Origin of the sequence: Oerskovia sp. Root918 (assembly GCF_001428945.1) — a bacterium.
Classification (GTDB): Bacteria; Actinomycetota; Actinomycetes; order Actinomycetales; family Cellulomonadaceae; genus Oerskovia; species Oerskovia enterophila.
In genome coordinates, this window is record NZ_LMJG01000012.1 from 369,145 (window position 1) to 389,578 (window position 20,434).

Sequence of the window (20,434 nt, forward strand, 5' to 3'; positions counted from 1 at the left end):
TCCAGCGTAGGCGTGAAACGATGGGCGCATGTCGCGAGCAAGCCTGGACAAGAAGCCCACCGAGGTCGCCTCGATGTTCGACGGGATCGCCTCCCGCTACGACCTCACCAACGACGTCATCTCGCTGGGGCAGGACCGGCGGTGGCGCAAGCAGACGGTCGACGCCGTCGCGGCCCTGCCGGGCGAGCGCGTCCTGGACCTCGCGGCCGGCACCGGCACGTCGAGCGAGCCGTTCGCGGACGAGGGCGTCGAGGTCGTGCCGTGCGACTTCTCGGTCGGGATGCTCCAGGTGGGCAAGCGCCGGCGCCCGGACCTGCCGTTCGTCGCGGGGGACGCCACGGCGCTGCCCTTCGCCGACGAGTCGTTCGACGCCGTGACCATCTCGTTCGGGCTGCGCAACGTCGTGGACACCGACGCCGCGCTGCGCGAGATGCTGCGCGTGACACGCCCGGGGGGTCGGGTCGTCATCTGCGAGTTCTCCCGCCCCACCTGGAAGCCCTTCCGCGCGCTCTACACGGGCGTCTTCATGAAGATGCTGCCGGTCATGGCGGGGCTCGTGACCAAGGAGAAGAGCTCGTACGAGTACCTCGTCGAGTCGATCCAGGACTGGCCCGCGCAGCCCGAGCTGGCGCACCTCATGATCGACGCCGGGTGGGAGGGCGCTGCGTACCGGAACCTGAGCGGCGGCCTCGTCGCGCTGCACCGGGCCGTGCGCCCCGCCTGAGCGGCTCCCTGCGCCGGGCCGGCGCGCTCTGCGCGCTGCGGCGCCGGCCGGCGTGCCCCGCGCGGGCCCGTTGTCGTTCGCTCTGCCGCGCCCCGTTCCGCCGTCGCCCCCCCGTGCGCGCGGGCCGGGGCGCGGCGCGTCCGCGGCCTGACCTGGCGGTTCGGTCACCAGGGAAGGGTTGCCTTGCTACACATCCGCCCGCGTCTGTGACTAGAGTGGCGATGTCCATTGTGAGCGACTTCACAAGGGGCTTTCCGAGGTGTGTTCGAGCTTGCCGAGCGAGGTGAGAACGTGCGTGACAGGAATGATGACGCGGACGTCATCGTCGTCGGTGCGGGCCCAGCAGGGGCCACGGCCGCGCACTACTGCGCCTCGGCGGGCCTGAACGTCCTCCTCCTCGAGAAGGCCTCCTTCCCGCGCGACAAGATCTGCGGCGACGGGCTGACCCCGCGGGCCGTCGGCGAGCTCGTGCGCATGGGCGTCCCCACCCGCGCCGAGGACGGCTGGATCCGCAACAAGGGCCTGCGCGTCGTCGCGAGCGGACGCTCGTGGGAGCTGCCCTGGCCCGAGCTCAAGGCCTACCCGTCCTACGGGCTCGCCCGCTCGCGCATGAACCTCGACCAGACGCTCGCCGAGCACGCGCAGCGCACGGGCGCCAAGCTGCTCGAGCGCACCAACGTGACGGGCCCCCTGCTCGACGAGCGCACGGGCCGCGTCGTGGGTGTCACGGCACGCCCGCTCGACGAGAACGGGCGCCGCGCGGGCGACGAGTACGAGCTGCGCGCCCCCGTCGTCGTCGCCGCGGACGGCGTCTCGTCCCGCTTCGCGCTCGCCCTGGGGCTCGAGAAGCGCGAGGACCGCCCCATGGGCGTCGCGGTGCGGACCTACTTCAAGACCCCGCGCCACGACGACGCCTGGATGGAGTCCCACCTCGAGCTCTGGGACGGGCCGGCAGGGAAGTCGAACCTCCTGCCCGGCTACGGGTGGATCTTCGCGCTCGGCGACGGCACCGCGAACGTGGGGCTCGGCTCGGTCAACTCGACCCCGGCCCGGCAGTCGGCCGCGAACGTGGACTACAAGGACCTGTTCGCCCGCTGGATGGCCAACGCGCCCGCCGAGTGGGAGTTCACGCCGGAGAACCAGACCGGACCCGTCCGCGGTGCGGCCCTGCCCATGGGCTTCAACCGCAAGCCCCTCTACTCGCGCGGCGTGGTGCTGGTCGGCGACTCGGGCGGCATGGTCAGCCCGTTCAACGGCGAGGGCATCGCCTACGCGATGCAGGCCGCGCGCGTCGCAGCGGACGTCGTGGCGCAGTCGCGGGCCCGCGGCACCGACGCGGCGCGCGAGCGCACGCTCGCGACCTACCCCGAGATCATGCGCCGCGACCTGGGCGGCTACTACACGCTCGGCCGGTACTTCGTGCGTCTCATCGAGCACCCCGAGATCATGCGGTTGTGCACCAGGTACGGGCTGCCGCGGCCGCTCGTCATGCGCTTCGTCCTCAAGCTGTTGTCCGACTGTTACGAACCTCGTGGTGGCGACGTCGTCGACCGGGTCATCGCGGGACTGACGAGGGTGGTGCCATCGGCATGACAAACCTTGGTGAGGCGGCAAAGAGGCCGTCACCGCTGTTCACGCAGTCACCACCCCAACCCCCGTCAGACCCGGGTGCCCGCAGCTTCGCGCGGACGCCCGGCGGCAGCACTCCCGACATGCCCCAGCGCGCCCCCCGGAGAGCAGACCGATGACCAACCCCTACGTGCCCGTGCTCGTCCTGATGGGCATCGGAGCCGTGCTCGCCCTCGGCGGAGTCGCCGCGAGCGCCGTGATCGGCCCCAAGAGATACAACCGCGCCAAGCTCGACGCGTACGAGTGCGGCATCGAGCCCACCCCGCACGCGATCGGCGGAGGGCGCTTCCCGATCAAGTACTACCTCGTCGCGATGACCTTCATCATCTTCGACATCGAGGTGGTCTTCCTCTACCCGTGGGCGGTGGACTTCACCGTCCTGGCCACCTTCGGCCTCGTCGCCATGCTGAGCTTCCTCGCCCTGATCACGGTGCCGTTCGTCTACGAATGGCGCCGTGGCGGGTTCGAGTGGGACTAGCCGGAACCAGATAGGGAGAACGCAGATGGGGATCGAAGAGGCTCCCTCGGGCTTCTTGCTCACGAGCGTGGAGAACCTCGCGGGGTACTTCCGCAAGGCGTCGCTGTGGCCGGTGACGTTCGGCCTGGCGTGCTGCGCCATCGAGATGATGGCGGCCGGCGCGTCGCGCTTCGACCTGTCCCGCTTCGGCATGGAGGTCTTCCGGGCCTCGCCGCGGCAGGCCGACCTGATGATCGTCGCGGGCCGCGTGAGCCAGAAGATGGCGCCCGTGGTGCGCCAGGTCTACGACCAGATGTCCGAGCCCAAGTGGGTGCTGTCGATGGGCGTGTGCGCGTCGAGCGGCGGGATGTTCAACAACTACGCGATCGTCCAGGGGGTCGACCACATCGTGCCGGTCGACATCTACCTGCCCGGCTGCCCGCCGCGCCCGGAGATGCTCATCAACGCGATCCTCGCGCTGCACGAGCAGATCCAGGCCGAGCCGCTGGGCGTGAACCGTCGCGAGGCGGCCAAGGCGGCCGAGGCCGCGGCGCTCGAGGCGACCCCGACGTTCCAGATGAAGGGGCTGCTGCGGTGACGAGCACCAACGACGGGACGACGGGCCGCCCGGCGGACGCCGTCCAGCGGGAGAAGGTCGCGCAGGGCGACGTGCCCGGCGAGGAGCTCGTGGCGGGACCGGGCTCGGGTGGGCGCGAGCCGCTCGAGGTCGTCGAGGTCCGCACGGGCATGTTCGGGGCCCACGGCTCGGGGGACACCTCGGGCTACGGCGGTCTGGTGCGCCCCGTGGTGCTGCCCGGACCGAGCGCTCGCCCCTACGGCGGGTGGTTCGACGAGGCCGTGGACGTCCTGGCGGAGGTGCTCGCCGAGGCCGGCGTGCGGTTCGAGGACGCCGTCGAGCAGGTCGTCGTCGACCCGCCGGGGCTGCACGCCGAGCTCACGCTGCACGTCCGGCCGCGGCACGTCGTCACGGTCGCCCGCGCGCTGCGCGACGAGCAGGACCTGCGGTTCGAGCTGAGCATGGGCGTGAGCGGGGTGCACTACCCCCACGACGTGGGCCGCGAGCTGCACGCCGTCTACCACCTGACGTCGGTCACGCACGGGCGGAGCCTGCGCCTCGAGGTCGCAGTGCCTGATGCGCACCCGCACATCCCCTCGACCACGTCGGTGTACCCGTCCAACGACTGGCACGAGCGCGAGACGTGGGACTTCTTCGGGATCGTCTTCGACGACCACCCGGCCCTGGCCCGCATCGAGATGCCGGACGACTGGCCGGGCCACCCGCAGCGCAAGGACTACCCGCTCGGCGGCATCCCGGTCGAGTACAAGGGCGCCACGGTGCCCCCGCCGGACCAGAGGAGGTCGTACTCGTGAGCCCCACCACACCGCACGCGACACCCCACGCCACGAAGGCGCCGTACGGCGACTTCGACGCGTCGATCCCCAGCTACGAGGCCTCGGGCGGCGACTGGGCGGACATCGCGGCAGAAGCGACCCAGCTCGGCGAGGAGCGCATCGTCGTCAACATGGGCCCCCAGCACCCGTCGACCCACGGCGTGCTGCGGCTCATGCTCGAGATCGACGGCGAGACCGTCACGGAGGCCCGCTGCGGCGTGGGCTACCTCCACACGGGCATCGAGAAGAACATGGAGTTCCGGACGTGGACCCAGGGGGTCACGTTCTGCACCCGCATGGACTACCTCGCGCCCCTGTTCCAGGAGACGGCCTACTGCCTCGCGGTCGAGAAGCTCCTCGGCATCACGGACGACATCCCGGAGCGGGCGAGCATCATCCGCGTGCTCATGATGGAGCTCAACAGGATCGCGTCCCACCTCGTGTGCCTCGGCACGGGCGGGAACGAGATGGGCGCGACCACGGTCATGACCATCTCGTTCACGGCCCGCGAGGAGATCCTGCGGATCTTCGAGGCCGTCACGGGACTGCGCATGAACCACGCGTACGTGCGCCCGGGCGGGGTGGTCCAGGACGTCCCGCCGGACGTCGTGGCCCAGATCCGCAAGGCCGACCCGCTGATCCGCGGGTACCTCGCCCAGCTCGGCGACCTCATGCTCGCCAACCCCATCTTCAAGTCCCGCCTGGTCGGGGTGGGGCACCTCAACCTCTCGGGCTGCATGGCGCTCGCGATCACGGGGCCCGTGCTGCGCTCGACCGGGCTGCCGTACGACGTGCGCAAGGCCGCGCCGTACTGCGGCTACGAGACGTACGACTTCGACGTGCCCACCTCGGACGACGCCGACTGCTACTCGCGCGTCGTGCTGCGGCTCGAGGAGTGCTACCAGTCGCTGCGCATCGTCGAGCAGTGCCTCGAGCGGCTCGAGGCCACGGCCGGCCAGCCCGTCATGGTCGGCGACAAGAAGATCGCCTGGCCCGCCCAGCTCGCGATCGGCAGCGACGGCATGGGCAACTCGCTCGACCACATCAGGGAGATCATGGGCACCTCGATGGAGGCCCTGATCCACCACTTCAAGCTCGTCACGGAGGGGTTCCGGGTCCCCGTGGGCCAGGTCTTCCAGTCGGTCGAGCACCCGCGCGGCGAGCTCGGGGTGCACCTGGTGTCCGACGGCGGCACGCGCCCCTACCGGGCGCACTTCCGTGATCCTTCGTTCAACAACCTGCAGGCGGTCGCCGTGATGTGCGAGGGCGGCCAGGTCGCCGACGTCGTCGTCGCGGTCGCCTCGCTCGACCCGGTGCTGGGAGGGGTGGACCGATGACGCTCGAGGCTCACAGGTCCGGATACGACGAGGCGACGTACGCGCGCCTCGCGCAGGACACCGCGGCGATCATCGCCCGGTACCCGCAGAAGCGCTCGGCGCTGCTGCCCATGCTGCACCTGGTGCAGTCGGAGGACGGGTACGTCTCGCGCGACGGCATCGCCTTCTGCGCCGAGCAGCTCGGCATCACGGCGGCCGAGGTGTCGGCCGTCGCGACCTTCTACACGCAGTACAAGCGCCACCCCAACGGCACCTACACCGTGGGGGTGTGCACCAACACGCTGTGCGCGGTCATGGGGGGCGACGAGATCTTCGACGAGCTCTCCGAGCACCTGGGGGTCGGGCACGACGAGACGACCGAGGACGGGGCCATCACGCTCGAGCGCGTCGAGTGCAACGCGGCGTGCGACTACGCGCCCGTCGTGATGGTCAACTGGGAGTTCTTCGACAACCAGACCCCGGCGGGGGCCACCCGGCTCGCGGACCGCCTGCGGGCGGGGGAGCAGGTCGCCCCCACGCGGGGCGCCGCCTCGGTGTGCAGCTTCAAGCAGATGAGTCGCGTGCTCGCCGGGTTCTCGGACGGGCGCGCCGACGAGGGGGTCGGGGCAGGCGAACCCACCCTCGCCGGCCTGCGGCTCGCGCGCGAGCACGACTGGACCGCCCCGGGCGGGGCGGCTCCGGACCAGGTCGACGAGCCTGCCACCGGGCGGGAGCCCGAGTCGGCCGCCGTCGCGGGTGAGACGACCGCGGCGGGCGCCTCCGCCGTCGGGCACGAGCAGTCCTCCGCCGAGCGCACGCCCACCACGCCCGCCGACGCCACGGGGGCCACGCCCGACGCCGCGAAGGGGAAGCAGCCGTGAGCGAGCAGACGATCGACCCGCTGACCCCGATCCTCAGCGAGACCTGGGACGCCGAGCGCTCCTGGACGCTCGACGCGTACGTCGCGCAGGGGGGCTGGAAGGGCCTCGCGAAGGCGCTCTCGCAGCCGCCCGCGGACGTCGTGCAGGTCGTCAAGGACTCGGGCCTGCGCGGCCGCGGCGGGGCAGGGTTCCCCACGGGCATGAAGTGGGGCTTCCTTCCCGCGCCCGACGGCGGGCCCCGCTACCTCGTCGTCAACGCCGACGAGTCCGAGCCCGGCACGTGCAAGGACATCCCGCTCATGCTCGCGAGCCCGCAGCTCCTGATCGAGGGCGTGGCCATCACGTCCTACGCGATCGGCTGCGACCACGCGTTCATCTACGTGCGCGGCGAGGTCCTGCACGTGTACCGCCGCCTGCTGCGGGCCGTCGAGGAGGCGTACACGGCCGGGTACCTGGGCAAGAACATCCAGGGCTCGGGCTTCGACCTCGACGTCACGGTCCACGCGGGCGCTGGCGCGTACATCTGCGGCGAGGAGACCGCGCTGCTCGACTCGCTCGAGGGACTGCGCGGCCAGCCGCGCCTCAAGCCCCCGTTCCCCGCGGTCGCGGGCCTGTACGCGCGGCCCACCGTGGTCAACAACGTCGAGTCGATCGCGAGCGTCCCGGCGATCGTCAACCAGGGCTCCGACTGGTTCAGGTCCATGGGGACCGAGCGGTCGTCGGGCCACGGGCTGTTCTCGCTGTCGGGGCACGTCGTGCGCCCGGGGCAGTACGAGGCACCGCTCGGCATCACGCTGCGCGAGCTGCTCGACATGGCCGGCGGGATCCGTGGCGGCAACCGCCTGAAGTTCTGGACGCCCGGCGGGTCCTCGACGCCCCTGTTCACCGACGCCCACCTCGACACCCCGCTCGACTACGAGTCGGTCGCCGCGGCGGGCTCGATGCTCGGCACGCGCGCCCTGCAGATCTTCGACGAGACCACGTGCGTGGTGCGGGCCGTGAGCCGGTGGATGGACTTCTACGCCCACGAGTCGTGCGGCAAGTGCACGCCGTGCCGCGAGGGCACGTACTGGCTCAAGCAGATCCTGCGCCGCATCGAGCACGGCGAGGGCACCGAGAGCGACCTCGACGTCCTGCTCGACACGTGCGACAACATCCTCGGCCGTGCGTTCTGCGCGCTCGGCGACGGCGCGACGTCGCCCGTCACGAGCAGCATCGCGCTGTTCCGCGAGGAGTTCGAGGCGCACATCACCGGCCGCGGCTGCCCGTTCGACCCGTCGGCCGCCGCACTGTTCGACTACACGCCCCGGCGTGCCCCGCAGGCCCTGACGGCAGGAGCGCACTGATGACGACCACGACGTCCGCCGGCACGTCGCCCGCCGCGGCGGCAGGGGGCGCCCAGCCCCCCGCGCGTCGCGACGAGGTGACGTTCACGATCGACGGCATCGAGATGGCCGTGCCCAAGGGCACGCTCGTGATCCGTGCCGCCGAGCAGGTCGGCATCCAGATCCCGCGGTTCTGCGACCACCCGCTGCTCGCCCCCGCGGGCGCGTGCCGACAGTGCCTGGTCGAGGTCGCGACGCCCGACCGCGAGGGCAACGTCCGCCCCATGCCCAAGCCGCAGGCCTCCTGCACGCTCGAGGCCACGCCCGGCATGGTCGTCAAGACCCAGCACACGTCGGCGGTCGCGGACAAGGCGCAGCACGGGGTCATGGAGCTCCTGCTCATCAACCACCCGCTCGACTGCCCGGTCTGCGACAAGGGCGGTGAGTGCCCCCTGCAGAACCAGGCCATGAGCAACGGGCGCGCGACGAGCCGGTTCGTCGACGTCAAGCGCACGTTCCCCAAGCCCATCGCGATCTCGACCGAGATCCTGCTCGACCGCGAGCGCTGCGTGCTGTGCCAGCGCTGCACCCGGTTCTCCGCGGAGATCGCGGGCGACGCCTTCATCGACCTGCAGAAGCGCGGGGCACAGCAGCAGATCGGACGGTTCGACGCGCGCGTCCTGGGCTTCGCCGACGGCGAGTCCGAGCCCGCGGCCCCTGCAGGCTCCCTGCCGTACGGCGCGCAGGCCGGCTTCGAGGCGCCCGTGGGGGCCGCGCTCGAGGACGAGTCGGGGCGCCCGTTCGCCTCGTACTTCAGCGGCAACACCGTGCAGATCTGCCCCGTCGGCGCCCTGACGGGGGCCGCGTACCGCTTCCGGTCGCGGCCGTTCGACCTGGTCTCGACCCCGAGCGTGGGCGAGCACGACGCGTGCGGGTCCGCGATCCGCATCGACCACCGCCGCGGCGTGGTGCTCCGGCGCCTGTCGGGCGAGGACCCCCAGGTCAACGAGGAGTGGATCACCGACAAGGACCGCTTCGCGTTCGCGTGGCAGGACGCACCGGACCGTCTGACCCACCCGCTCGTGCGCGACCGCGAGGTCGACGCCGAGGGCCGGGTCACGCGTGGCGAGCTGCGCCCCGCGAGCTGGGCCGAGGCCCTCGAGGTCGCGGCGACCGGCCTCGCGCAAGCGCGGGCCGCGGGCGGCGTCGGGGTGCTCCCCGGGGGGCGCCTCACGGTCGAGGACGCGTACGCGTACGGCAAGTTCGCCCGCGTCGTCCTCGGGACCAACGACGTGGACCACCGCGCCCGCGTGCACTCGACCGAGGAGGCGGACTTCCTCGCCCACGCGGTCGCCGGCACCGGACTGGGCGTGACGTTCGACGAGATCGAGCACGCGCCCGCGGTGCTCCTCGTGGCGCTCGAGGCCGAGGAGGAGGCCGGCGTCACGTTCCTGCGCCTGCGCAAGGGCGTCCAGAAGCACGGCCTGCGGGTCTTCTCGCTGGCCCCCTTCGCGAGCCGGGGCGTGCAGCGCCTCGACGCCACGCTCCTGCGCGCCGCCCCGGGCACCGAGGCCGAGTGGCTCGACGTGCTCGCCACCGGGACCCAGACGCTGTTCGGGCACGACGGGGCCGTGGGCCCCGACGCCCCCGAGTCGGTCGAGGAGCCGGCCGAGGTCTCGGCCCTGCGCGACGCGCTCGCCCGGCCCGGGGCCGTGGTCCTGGTCGGCGAACGTCTCGCCGGCGTCCCCGGCGGGTACTCGGCGCTCCTGCGCCTCGTCGCGAGCACGGGAGCACGCCTCGCGTGGGTCCCGCGTCGCGCGGGGGAGCGCGGGGCGGTCGAGGCCGGCACGCTGCCGGCCCTCCTCCCGGGAGGACGCCCCGTGCCCGACGCCGCAGCCCGGGTCGACGTGGCCGTCGCCTGGGGCGTCGAGCACCTCCCGGAGACGCCCGGCCGCAGCACGGGAGACATCCTCGACGCGCTGTCCGTGGGCCAGCTCGGCGGCGTGCTCGTGGGCGGTCTGCACACCGACGACCTGCCCGACCCCGCGCACACGCTCCGGGCGCTCGAGGCCGCAGGGTTCGTCGTCTCGCTCGAGGTGCGTGCCTCGGACGTCACGGCGCTCGCGGACGTGGTGCTGCCCGTCGCGCCGCCGGTCGAGAAGGCCGGCGCGTTCGTGAGCTGGGAGGGGCGCGTGCGGACCTTCGAGGCCGCGCTCGCCTCGACCGCGATGCCCGACCACCGCGTGCTCGACGCGCTCGCCGACGCCGCGGGCCTCGTGCTCGGGGCCCGCACGACCGAGGAGGTCCGGGCGGAGATCGACCAGCTCGGCACCTGGGACGGAGCCCGCCCCGCGGCCCCCGAGGTCGCGGCCGCAGAACCACCCGCGGTCGCCCCGGGCACCGCGGTGCTCGCAGGGTGGCGCCTGCTCCTGGACGCCGCGCGCGGCCAGGACGGCGAGCGCTTCCTCGCGGGCACGGCCAAGCGGCCCGTGGCCCGCTTGTCGGCGACGACCGCGGCCGCCGCGGACCTGTTCGAGGGGGACGTGGTCCGGGTGTCGACCGACCGCGGCTCGATCGAGCTGCCCGTGGTGATCACCGACATGGTCGAGCACGTCGTCTGGCTCCCGCTCGGTTCCGAGGGCTCGCAGGTCCATCGTGAGCTCGGCGTGGCCCAGGGCGCGCTCGTTCGGATCGAGCCCGCTGCCGGAGCCTCGCGGCCCGGCGAGACCGTCCAGCCCACCGACGGGGGAGCATCATGAGCGGCCTGCTGAACCTCGCCCTGGTCACCGAGACCCCGGGCGTGCCCGGGATCTCGGCCGACTTCTCCCAGGACAACGGCTGGACCTACCTGGTCAAGGCCGTGCTGATCATCGTCTTCCTGCTCACGAGCGTGCTCATCGCGATCTGGTTCGAGCGCAAGGTCGTGGCCCGGATGCAGGTCCGTCCCGGCCCCAACGTGCACGGGCCGTTCGGCCTGCTCCAGTCGCTCGCGGACGCCATGAAGCTCCTCCTCAAGGAGGACCTCACGGTCACGGCGGCGGACAAGTTCGTCTACATCCTCGCGCCCATGATCGCGGTGTTCTGCTCGCTCCTGACGTTCGCGGTCATCCCGTTCGGGCCGAACGTCACGATCCCGTTCACCGATTACTCGACACCCGCACAGCTCACCGACTTCCCCGTCGCGGTGCTCTACATCCTGGCGTGCGCCTCGGTGGGCGTGTACGGGATCGTGCTCGGCGGCTGGTCGTCGGGCTCCACCTACCCGCTGCTGGGCGCGGTCCGCTCGACCGCCCAGGTCATCAGCTACGAGCTCGCGATGGGCCTGGCCCTGGTGAGCGTCTTCATCATGGCCGGCTCGATGTCGACCTCGCAGATCGTCGACTCCCAGACCAAGGTCTGGTGGGCGCTCATCCTCGTCCCGAGCTTCGTGATCTACATCATCGCGATGATCGGCGAGACCAATCGACTGCCCTTCGACCTCCCCGAGGCCGAGGGCGAGCTGGTGTCGGGCTACATGACCGAGTACTCGTCCATGAAGTTCGCGTGGTTCTTCCTCGCCGAGTACATCAACATGATCAACGTCTCGGCGGTCGCAACCACGCTCTTCCTGGGCGGCTGGCGTGCGCCGTGGCCCCTGTCGGCGATCAACGACGGCATGTTCAACGAGGGCTGGTGGCCCATCCTCTGGTTCCTCGTCAAGGTCTGGGCCTTCATGTTCGTGTTCGTGTGGGTCCGCGGGACGCTCCTGCGCCTGCGCTACGACCAGTTCATGAAGTTCGGCTGGAAGGTCCTCATCCCGGCCGCGCTCGCCTGGATCGTCGTGCTCTCGGTCGTCCAGGGCATGATCCGCTTCGGCGACGTCGACAACCGCGCGATCCTCGTGGCGGCCGTCGTCCTGGGGGTGGTCGCGATCGCCGCGATCTTCCTGTGGCCGCAGAAGAAGGTGCCCGACGCCGACGAAGGCGGGCGAGCGGCGCCGTCGGGCACCTCGCCCTACCGCAAGGGCAGCACCGCTGCACCCGAGCCCTTCGACGCCTTCGCGGGCGGCTTCCCCGTCCCGCCGCTGCCGGGCCAGACGCTGCCCAGTGCGCCGCGCCGGGCACGGCGCCTGGTCCCCGAGGGCAGCCCGCCCGCAGGGGACGGTCCCGCAGCACCCGACGCCCAGGACGAGGAGGTCCCCCGTGGCTGACTACGAGTCGTTGATCCCGCAGAGGAAGGGGCTCGGCGGGCTGCTCGCGCCCGTCGCCGGGTTCGGGGTGACGTTCTCCTCGATGTTCAAGCCCACGGTGACCGAGCAGTACCCGTTCGAGAAGGTGCCCACCAAGCCCCGCTACCACGGGCGTCACCAGCTCAACCGGTACGAGGACGGGCTCGAGAAGTGCATCGGGTGCGAGCTGTGCGCCTGGGCGTGCCCCGCGGACGCGATCTACGTCGAGGGCGCGGACAACTCCGCGCTGCCCGACGGCGCGCACCGCTCGCCCGGCGAGCGCTACGGCAGCGTCTACCAGATCAACTACCTGCGCTGCATCTTCTGCGGGCTGTGCATCGAGGCGTGCCCCACCCGGGCGCTCACCATGACCAACGAGTACGAGCTCACCGGACCCACCCGTGAAGGGCTGATCTGGGAGAAGGAAGACCTCCTCGCGCCGCTGCGCGAGGGCATGCTGGCCGCGCCGCACCCCATGGTGCCGGGCACGACCGACACCGACTACTACCGGGGAGAGGTGACCGGGCCCGTGCCCGAGCAGATCGACTGGGTGCGCGAGCACCGGCCCGACGACCCGACCCTGCCTCCCGTCGTGGACCCCGCCGCCGCCCGGCGCCCCGAGGTCCGCAAGGTGGTCCGGTGACCGTCAGCGGGGGAGAGGTCGTCCTGTTCTGGGTCCTCGCCCCCCTCATGGTCCTGGCCGCGCTCGGCCTGCTGTTCGCCCGCAAGGCCGTGCACGCCGCGATCTGCGTCGTGTTCGTCATGATCAGCCTCGCGATCCTCTACATCGCGCAGGAGGCCGCGTTCCTGGGCGTCGTGCAGATCGTGGTCTACACGGGCGCCGTGATGATGCTCTTCCTGTTCGTGCTCATGCTCGTGGGCGTCGACGCCTCGGACTCGCTCGTCGAGACCATCCGCGGCCAGCGCTTCATCGGGATCCTGCTGGGCCTGGGGCTCGGCTCGGTCCTGGTCGGCGTGATCGCGCAGGCGACGTTCCCGCCCTCGGTCGGGCTCACGGCCGCGAACGCGGAGACCAACCCCGTCGCGCTGGCCCGCATCCTCTTCGCGGACTACGTGTTCGCCCTCGAGGTCGTCGGGATCCTGCTCGTGACCGCGGCCATCGCCGCGCTGGTCCTGACCCACCGCCGACGGCTCGTGCCGCGCGTCGGGCAGCGGCAGGTCTCGGACGCCAAGGTCGCGGCCCTCGCCGAGGGAGGGCTCCTCACCCCCCTGCCCGCGCCGGGCGTCTACGCCCAGAACAACGCCATGGACACTCCCGCGCTCGACCCGCAGGGCCGCCCGATCGAGCACTCGGTCTCGCGGATCCTGCGCATCCGCGGCCAGGAGAGGTCGGCCGACCGCATCCTCGCGGCCGAGCGCGACGTCCTGGTCGAGCACGAGCCCGAGCTCACGGGCCGCAGGTTCCCCGAGCTGGCCGCGGGCACCGACGAGGACGAGGAACGCTGACATGGAGCTGACCAACTACCTGATCCTCGCCGCGATCCTGTTCGCGATCGGCGCGACCACGGTGCTGCTGCGCCGAAACGCGATCATCGTGTTCATGGGCATCGAGCTCATGCTCAACGCCACCAACCTCACGTTCGTGACGTTCTCGCGCATGCACGGCGACCTCCACGGGCAGGTCATCGCGTTCTTCGTGATGGTCGTGGCCGCGGCCGAGGTCGTCGTGGGGCTCGCGATCATCGTGGCCATCTTCCGTACCCGCCGCTCGGCCTCGGTCGACGACGTCAACCTGCTGAAGAACTGAGAGGGCAGGCATGCCAACGGTGACTCTGCTTTCAGCCCTCCCGCACGTCGGTGAGGTCGGCGCGCTGCTGCCGGCGACCCTGCCGGCCACGCTCGCGACCCAGGAGATCGTGCCCGCCTCGACGGTCGTGCCCGGCCCCTTCCTGCTGGCCCCGCTGCTGATCCTGCTGCCTCTCCTGGGTGCCGCGATCCTGCTGCTCGCGGGGCGGCGCAGCGACCGCTGGGGCGCGTGGTTCGGGGTGCTGATGTCGGGCGGCGCGTTCGTCGTCGCCCTCGTCGTGTTCTTCTCGATGCTCGGCCTGCCGGCCGACGAGCGGGTGGTCGACCACCGGCTCTTCGACTGGATCGCCGCGGGCGGCCTGGACGTGGGCGTGGGGCTGCGGATCGACCCGCTGTCCATGACGTTCGTGCTGCTCGTGACGTTCGTGGGCACGCTGATCCACGTCTACGCGGTCGCGTACATGGAGCACGACCCCGACAAGCGCCGGTTCTTCGCCTACCTCAACCTGTTCGTCGCGGCCATGCTGATCCTGGTCCTCGCGGACTCCTACCTGCTGCTGTTCGTCGGCTGGGAGGGCGTGGGTCTGGCCTCGTACCTGCTCATCGGGTTCTGGAACCACGAGCGGGCCAACGCGGTCGCGGCCAAGAAGGCGTTCATCATGAACCGCGTGGGCGACCTGGGACTGATCGTCGCGCTCATGCTCATGTTCGCGGGCTTCGGAGCGGTCGACTTCGCGACGGTCTTCGCCGACGCGCCCGCGGCGGGCACGGCCCTGCTGACGGCGATCGGCCTGGCGCTCCTGGTCGCCGCGTGCGGCAAGTCGGCCCAGTTCCCGCTCCAGGCGTGGCTCGGGGACGCCATGGCTGGCCCCACGCCCGTCTCGGCCCTCATCCACGCGGCGACCATGGTCACCGCGGGCGTCTACCTGGTGGTCCGCTCGGCCCCCGTGTTCGAGGGGGCGCCGACGGCGCAGCTCGTCGTGGTCATCGTCGGTGCGGTCACGCTCCTGTTCGGCGCGATCATCGGCTGCGCCAAGGACGACATCAAGAAGGCCCTGGCGGCCTCGACCATGTCCCAGATCGGCTACATGATCCTCGCGGCGGGCCTGGGGCCCATCGGGTACGCGTTCGCGATCTTCCACCTCGTGACGCACGGCTTCTTCAAGGCCGGGATGTTCCTCGGTGCGGGGTCGGTCATGCACGGCATGAACGACGGGGTGGACATGCGGCGCTTCGGCGCGCTGTCGAGATACATGAAGGTCACCTGGGTCACGTTCGGCCTGGGCTGGCTCGCGATCCTGGGCATCCCGCCGTTCTCCGGGTTCTGGTCCAAGGACAAGATCATCGAGGCCGCGTTCGTCCCGATCGACGGGCAGGAGTGGCGGGCGTGGGTCTTCGGCGGCGTGGCGCTGCTGGGCGCCGGGATCACGGCGTTCTACATGTCGCGCCTGTTCTTCATGACGTTCCACGGGCACAAGCGCTGGAACGACGGGTCGGGCAGCCCCACGGGCAACCTCTCGACCGACGGCCCCGTGCAGCACCCGCACGAGTCCCCGGCACTCATGACGATCCCCATGGTCGTCCTCGCGGTGGGGTCGGTCGCGCTCGGCGGGCTCCTCGCGATCGGCAACGGGTTCGTCGACTGGCTCTCGCCGGTCACGGGCCACGCCGAGCACGCGGAACCGGTCCTGCCGGTCTGGGCGCTCATCACCCTGACCCTCCTGCTGGTCCTCGTGGGCGTGCTGCTGGCCTGGCGCCAGTACGCGGTCTCCCGCGTGCCGATCGTGCCTCCGCACGGGTCGGCGCTCACGCGGGCCGCGCGCCGGGACCTGTACCAGGACGACGTCAACGAGGCCGTCTTCATGCGGCCCGGGCAGTACCTCACACGATCCCTGGTCTACGGGGACCGGCAGATGGTCGACAGCGGCTGGATGGGCCTCGCCGGCCTCGTCGGAGCGACAGGGGAGAAGTTGCGCGGCATGCAGAACGGATTCGTCAGGTCCTACGCGGCGACGATGCTCGCTGGCCTGATCGTGATCGTCGCGGTGGTCCTCGCCGTGACCACCGGAACAGGGAGCTGAGGGACCGATGACCACCGAGATTCCCTGGCTGACACTTCTGATCGTCCTGCCGCTCGTCGGCGCGGCCGCGGTCTGGGGGCTGGGCGCGACCTCCGCGCGCAAGCACCTGCGGACCGTCGCGGTCGTCTTCGCGCTCGCCGAGCTCGTGCTGCTCGGCCTCGCGATCAGCGCGTTCGACACGGCGGACGCGGGCACGTTCCAGCTCACCGAGACGCACGCGTGGATCCCGCAGCTCGGCGTGAGCTACGCGGTCGGCGCGGACGGCGTCGCGCTCCTGCTGGTCGGGCTCGCGGTGCTGCTGGTCCCGCTCGTGGTGCTCGCCGCCTGGCGCGAGCAGGACGGCGACCTCGCCAAGCTCCGCCACTACCTGGGCCTGGTGCTCCTCCTCGAGGCGTTCATGGTCGCGGTCTTCGTGGCCCGCGACGTGTTCTTCTTCTACGTCCTGTTCGAGGCCATGCTGATCCCGGTCTACTTCATGATCGGCGGGTTCGGGGGCGGGGCGCAGCGGCGGTACGCGGCCGTGAAGTTCCTGCTCTTCTCGCTCGCGGGCGGGCTCGTCATGCTCGTCGGGGTCATCGCGCTCTACCTCAACGGGCCGGGCGGGGAGCAGGGCTTCCTGACCCAGACCCTGGTCGACGACCTGGCGGCGAACCCGCTGCCCGTGAGCACCGAGCGCCTGCTGTTCCTCGCGTTCTTCCTCGCGTTCGCGATCAAGGCACCGCTCTTCCCGGTCCACACGTGGCTGCCCGACGCCGCCGAGCACGCCCCTGCGGGCACGTCGACGCTGCTCGTGGGCGTCCTCGACAAGGTCGGCACGTTCGGCATGCTGACGCTGTGCCTGCCGCTCTTCCCGAACGCGAGCCGCTGGGCCGCGCCCGTGGTCGTGGTGCTGGCCGTGGTCTCGATCCTCTACGGCGCACTCATGGCGATCGGCCAGACCGACGTCATGCGGCTCATCGCCTACACGTCGGTGTCCCACTTCGGGTTCATCGTCCTGGGGATCTTCTCGTTCACGTCGCTCAGCATCTCCGGGGCGTCGTTCTACATGTTCAACCACGGCATCTCGACCGGGGCGCTCTTCCTCCTGGCGGGCTTCCTGATCGCGCGGCACCCGACCCGCTCCCAGCGCCTGACCGACTACGGCGGCCTCCAACGGGTCACCCCGGTCCTCGCGGGGACGTTCCTCGTGGCCGGTCTCTCGGCACTCTCGCTGCCGGGCCTGTCGACGTTCGTCTCCGAGATCATGGTCCTCGTCGGTACCTTCTCGCGCAGCAACCCGGCGGCCCTCGTGGCGGTCCTGGGCGTGGTCCTCGCGGCGCTGTACGTGCTGCTGACCTACCAGAAGGTCTTCACGGGCCGGACGCCCGACGCCCTGACAGGGACGGCGGACCTGGGAGCTCGTGAGAAGTGGGTCGTCGCGCCCCTGATCGTGGCCCTGCTGGTCCTCGGCTTCTACCCGGCGCCGGCGCTCGACCTGGTGCGCGAGCCCGCGCAGGCGACCATGACGGCCGTCGGGCTCGAGGATCCCGCCCCGAACCCCGAACTCCTCAGCGTTGAAGGGAGCGACTCGTGAGCACCGCAGCCGCCTTCGCGGCCCCCACGATCGACTGGGCCTACCTCGTCCCCGTGATCGTCGTCCTGGGGGCCGGTGTCCTGGGTGTCCTGGTCGAGGCCTTCGTGCCGGACCGGCACCGCCGCGCGGTCCAGGTCGTCCTGGCCCTGGGCGCCCTCGTCGGGGCCCTCACGACGATCGTCCTGCTCTGGGACGACGTGCAGGAGCTCAACGGCATCCAGGTGCTGGGCGGGTCGCTCGTGATCGACCCGTTCGGCCTGGCGCTCCAGGGGATCGTCGTGGTCCTCGCGCTGCTGGCCACGCTCGTGATCGCCGACCGCACCTCGACCGGGCAGGACGCGTTCGCGCCCACGGCAGCTGCCGTGCCCGGCTCGGCGTACGAGGACCTCGCGCGCCGCCGTGGCCTCGAGCAGACCGAGGTCTTCCCGCTCGTGCTGTTCGCGGTGGGCGGGATGATGATCTTCCCGGCCACGGGCGACCTGCTGACGATGTTCGTCGCGCTCGAGGTGCTCTCCCTGCCCCTGTACGTGCTCACGGCGCTCGCGCGCCGTCGTCGGCTCCTGTCGCAGGAGGCCTCGTTCAAGTACTTCCTGCTGGGGGCCTTCGCGTCGGCGATCTTCATCTTCGGCGTGGCGCTCGTCTACGGCTTCGCGGGCTCGGTGCGGCTCGCCGAGGTGCGCGCGGCCCTGCTGAACGGCGGCGGCCTCGACGGGATGACGGGCCTGGTGCTCCTGGGCCTGGTCATGGTGCTCGCGGGCCTGCTCTTCAAGATCGGTGCGGCCCCGTTCCACTCGTGGACCCCCGACGTCTACCAGGGCGCCCCGACGCCCATCACGGGCTTCATGGCAGCCTGCACCAAGGCCGCCGCGTTCGGAGCGCTGGTGCGCGTCCTCTACCTGATCGGCTCGGCGCTCCCGCCGGACCTCCAGGAGAAGCTCGTGGTCGCGCTGTGGGTCGTCGCGATCCTCACCATGGTCGTGGGGTCGGTCATCGGTGTGATCCAGACCGACATGAAGCGCCTGCTCGCGTACTCGTCGATCGCGCACGCCGGCTTCCTCCTGGTGGCGCTCGTGGGCTTCGGCGAGCTGAGCGGGTTCGGCGTCCGGGCCGTGGTGTTCTACCTGCTCGCGTACGGTCTGGCGACCGTGGGGGCCTTCGCGGTCGTGACGCTCGTGCGCGAGCGGTCGCCGCAGCCTCGGGCCGCCGTGGAGAGCCCGGTGCTCGCCGCGGTGGGTTCTGGCGGGACGGCAGGGTCCGTGGCAGCAGCGGGGTCTGGGGCCGGGGGAGCGGGGGACCTCCCCGCGTCCGACGGCGGAGCGATCCTCGGCGAGGCCACGCACCTGACCGAGTGGGCCGGGCTGGGCAGGCGCAGCCCGTGGCTCGCGGGGGCGTTCGCCCTGTTCCTTCTCTCGATGGCCGGTATCCCGCTGACCGCGGGCTTCATCGCGAAGTTCACGGCGTTCGGTGCCGCTGTCGCGGTGGGGGCCTGGCCGCTCGCCCTGATCGGCGTCCTGGCCTCGGCGGTCTCGGTGTTCTTCTACGTGCGGATCATCGTCCTCATGTTCTTCACGCCGTCGCCGTCGAGCGTCGCCGGCGGGGTCGAGCAGGAGAGCCCGGAGAACGCGGACGGGGGTCCCGCGGCGACCTCCGTCGTGGCCGCGCTCGCGACCCGGGTGACGGTCGTCAGGTCCGAGGGATTCACCACGGTCGCGATCGTGATCTGCGTGACAGGAGTCGTCCTTCTCGGCGTTTTGCCCTCCTCGGTTCTCGATCTTGCCCTCGAGGCGGCTAAGTTCAGACCGTGACCACAGTGCCACCCGTCTCAGCGACGGCGATCCCCCTGACCGATCCGGAGCTCTCCGCGACGCTCACCGCACGCCTTGCGACCGTCGAGGCGCGCCTGGGCGACGCCGTCGCGCACTCCGACGGGCTCGCGGACACCGCGTCCCGCCACCTCGTGAACGCCGGCGGAAAGCGCCTGCGCCCGCTCCTCGCACTGCTGTGCGCGGAGCTGGGCGACGGCGCCCGGCCGGAGGTGGTGGAGGCGGCCGTCGTCGTCGAGCTCACCCACCTGGCCTCGCTCTATCACGACGACGTCATGGACTCCGCGCCCGTGCGGCGCGGGGCTCCCTCTGCGCACGCCGTGTGGGGCAACTCCGTCGCGATCCTCATCGGTGACCTGCTCTTCGCCCGTGCAGCGTCCACGGTCGCCGCGCTGGGTCCGGAGGCCGTGCTCATCCAGGCGCGGACCTTCGAGCGGTTGTGCCTCGGCCAGCTGCACGAGACGACGGGGCCCTCGGAGAACGACGACCCCGTCGAGCACTACCTCGAGGTCCTCGCGGACAAGACCGCGTCGCTGCTCTCGACCTCGGCTCGTCTGGGTGCGATGTTCGGCGGGTGCGACCAGTCGGTCGTCGAGGTCGTCGCGGAGTACGGGGAGAAGCTGGGCGTCGCGTTCCAGCTCGCCGACGACGTGCTCGACCTCGCGTCCTCGGGCGAGCAGTCCGGCAAGACACCCGGCACGGACCTCCGCGAGAAGGTCCCGACCATGCCCGCTCTGCTGCTGCGCGCCCGCGTGAGCGGCGGCAAGGGCACCGCCGCGGACGTGGCGATCGTCGACCTGCTCGACTCGGACCTGTCCGGGGACGCAGAGCTGGCCTCGGCCGTCGCCGCGCTGCGTGCTCACGAGGTCCTGGCAGAGACCCGGGCGCTCGCCGTGGGCTGGGCCCGCGCGGCGATCGCCGAGCTCGACCCGCTGCCCGCAGGGCCGGTCAAGGACGCGCTCGTCTCGTTCGCCCAGGCGCTCGCCGACCGCGCGGCCTGATCCTCACGGAGGGCGGCGCCGGGGACCTCACTGTCCCCGGCGCCGCCCTCTGCCGTACCAGGTGAATCTCGCCCCGCCGGGCCACGCTCGCCGACCCGCGGGACGGTGTCCCTGGCCTGCGAGGACACCACTCGCAGCATTGCTGCCAGTAGTGCCAGGGGGAGTTCTCCCCATCCACTGGATGCTAATGACGTGACGTCTTGTGGTTATCCTTCTACCCGCGACGGGTAGGGGCAC

At 71.5% G+C, this 20,434-nt stretch carries 17 protein-coding genes; all 17 read left to right on the forward strand.

All coding sequences use genetic code 11. The features are described 5' to 3' along the window. The first annotated feature begins 28 nt into the window (after nt 1–28). The 17 genes from ASE27_RS11025 to ASE27_RS11105 all read left to right on the forward strand — a co-directional run bounded on the left by ASE27_RS11025 (nt 29) and on the right by ASE27_RS11105 (nt 20,197). Entirely contained in the window at nt 29–724 is a 696-nt protein-coding gene (locus ASE27_RS11025) for a demethylmenaquinone methyltransferase (RefSeq protein WP_056649794.1), read from the forward strand. 291 nt (nt 725–1,015) lie between these two features. Then, nucleotides 1,016–2,317: a geranylgeranyl reductase family protein gene (locus tag ASE27_RS11030; protein WP_082608843.1), complete on the forward strand. Its 1,302-nt coding sequence runs from the start codon at nt 1,016–1,018 to the stop codon at nt 2,315–2,317. 151 nt (nt 2,318–2,468) lie between these two features. Beyond that, nucleotides 2,469–2,831: an NADH-quinone oxidoreductase subunit A gene (locus tag ASE27_RS11035; protein WP_056649801.1), complete on the forward strand. Its 363-nt coding sequence runs from the start codon at nt 2,469–2,471 to the stop codon at nt 2,829–2,831. Between the two features lie 25 nt (nt 2,832–2,856). Beyond that, on the forward strand, nt 2,857–3,408 hold the full coding sequence (locus ASE27_RS11040; RefSeq protein WP_056649804.1) for an NADH-quinone oxidoreductase subunit B family protein: 552 nt from the start codon (nt 2,857–2,859) through the stop codon (nt 3,406–3,408). A gap of 71 nt (nt 3,409–3,479) precedes the next feature. Then, nucleotides 3,480–4,202, forward strand: coding sequence for an NADH-quinone oxidoreductase subunit C (locus tag ASE27_RS11045; RefSeq protein WP_139107617.1), 723 nt, complete (start codon nt 3,480–3,482; stop codon nt 4,200–4,202). Next, nucleotides 4,199–5,560, forward strand: a complete 1,362-nt coding sequence (locus tag ASE27_RS11050; protein WP_056649810.1) for an NADH-quinone oxidoreductase subunit D — start codon at nt 4,199–4,201, stop codon at nt 5,558–5,560. The genes ASE27_RS11045 and ASE27_RS11050 overlap by 4 nt, the downstream gene beginning before the upstream one ends. Beyond that, nucleotides 5,557–6,420, forward strand: coding sequence for an NADH-quinone oxidoreductase subunit NuoE (gene nuoE, locus ASE27_RS11055; protein WP_056649813.1), 864 nt, complete (start codon nt 5,557–5,559; stop codon nt 6,418–6,420). Before ASE27_RS11050 ends, nuoE begins: the two co-directional genes overlap by 4 nt. Before the next feature lie 11 nt (nt 6,421–6,431). Beyond that, nucleotides 6,432–7,766 (forward strand): NADH-quinone oxidoreductase subunit NuoF, encoded by a 1,335-nt coding sequence (gene nuoF, locus ASE27_RS11060; RefSeq protein WP_056650058.1) that lies wholly within the window; start codon nt 6,432–6,434, stop codon nt 7,764–7,766. Beyond that, complete coding sequence (locus tag ASE27_RS11065) at nt 7,766–10,504, forward strand: NADH-quinone oxidoreductase subunit G (RefSeq protein WP_056649816.1); 2,739 nt, start codon at nt 7,766–7,768, stop codon at nt 10,502–10,504. The genes nuoF and ASE27_RS11065 overlap by 1 nt, the downstream gene beginning before the upstream one ends. Then, the gene (gene nuoH, locus ASE27_RS11070) at nt 10,501–11,934 is read left to right on the forward strand and encodes an NADH-quinone oxidoreductase subunit NuoH (RefSeq protein WP_056649820.1); all 1,434 of its coding nucleotides are present in this window, start codon (nt 10,501–10,503) and stop codon (nt 11,932–11,934) included. Before ASE27_RS11065 ends, nuoH begins: the two co-directional genes overlap by 4 nt. Beyond that, complete coding sequence (gene nuoI / locus ASE27_RS11075; protein WP_056649822.1) at nt 11,927–12,595, forward strand: NADH-quinone oxidoreductase subunit NuoI; 669 nt, start codon at nt 11,927–11,929, stop codon at nt 12,593–12,595. Before nuoH ends, nuoI begins: the two co-directional genes overlap by 8 nt. After that, nucleotides 12,592–13,419, forward strand: coding sequence for an NADH-quinone oxidoreductase subunit J (locus ASE27_RS11080; protein WP_056649825.1), 828 nt, complete (start codon nt 12,592–12,594; stop codon nt 13,417–13,419). Before nuoI ends, ASE27_RS11080 begins: the two co-directional genes overlap by 4 nt. 1 nt (nt 13,420) lies before the next feature. Continuing rightward, nucleotides 13,421–13,720 carry an NADH-quinone oxidoreductase subunit NuoK gene (gene nuoK, locus ASE27_RS11085; RefSeq protein ID WP_056649827.1) on the forward strand — a complete coding sequence of 100 codons (300 nt, stop codon included), beginning with the start codon at nt 13,421–13,423 and terminating at the stop codon, nt 13,718–13,720. A gap of 109 nt (nt 13,721–13,829) precedes the next feature. Then, nucleotides 13,830–15,800 carry an NADH-quinone oxidoreductase subunit L gene (gene nuoL / locus ASE27_RS11090; RefSeq protein WP_056650060.1) on the forward strand — a complete coding sequence of 657 codons (1,971 nt, stop codon included), beginning with the start codon at nt 13,830–13,832 and terminating at the stop codon, nt 15,798–15,800. Between the two features lie 7 nt (nt 15,801–15,807). Then, entirely contained in the window at nt 15,808–17,373 is a 1,566-nt protein-coding gene (locus ASE27_RS11095; protein WP_056649829.1) for an NADH-quinone oxidoreductase subunit M, read from the forward strand. Then, a complete protein-coding gene (gene nuoN / locus ASE27_RS11100) occupies nt 17,370–19,178 on the forward strand; it encodes an NADH-quinone oxidoreductase subunit NuoN (protein ID WP_056649832.1) in 1,809 nt (602 codons plus the stop codon). The genes ASE27_RS11095 and nuoN overlap by 4 nt, the downstream gene beginning before the upstream one ends. Then, entirely contained in the window at nt 19,175–20,197 is a 1,023-nt protein-coding gene (locus ASE27_RS11105; protein WP_056649835.1) for a polyprenyl synthetase family protein, read from the forward strand. Before nuoN ends, ASE27_RS11105 begins: the two co-directional genes overlap by 4 nt. Nucleotides 20,198–20,434: the final 237 nt, after the last annotated feature.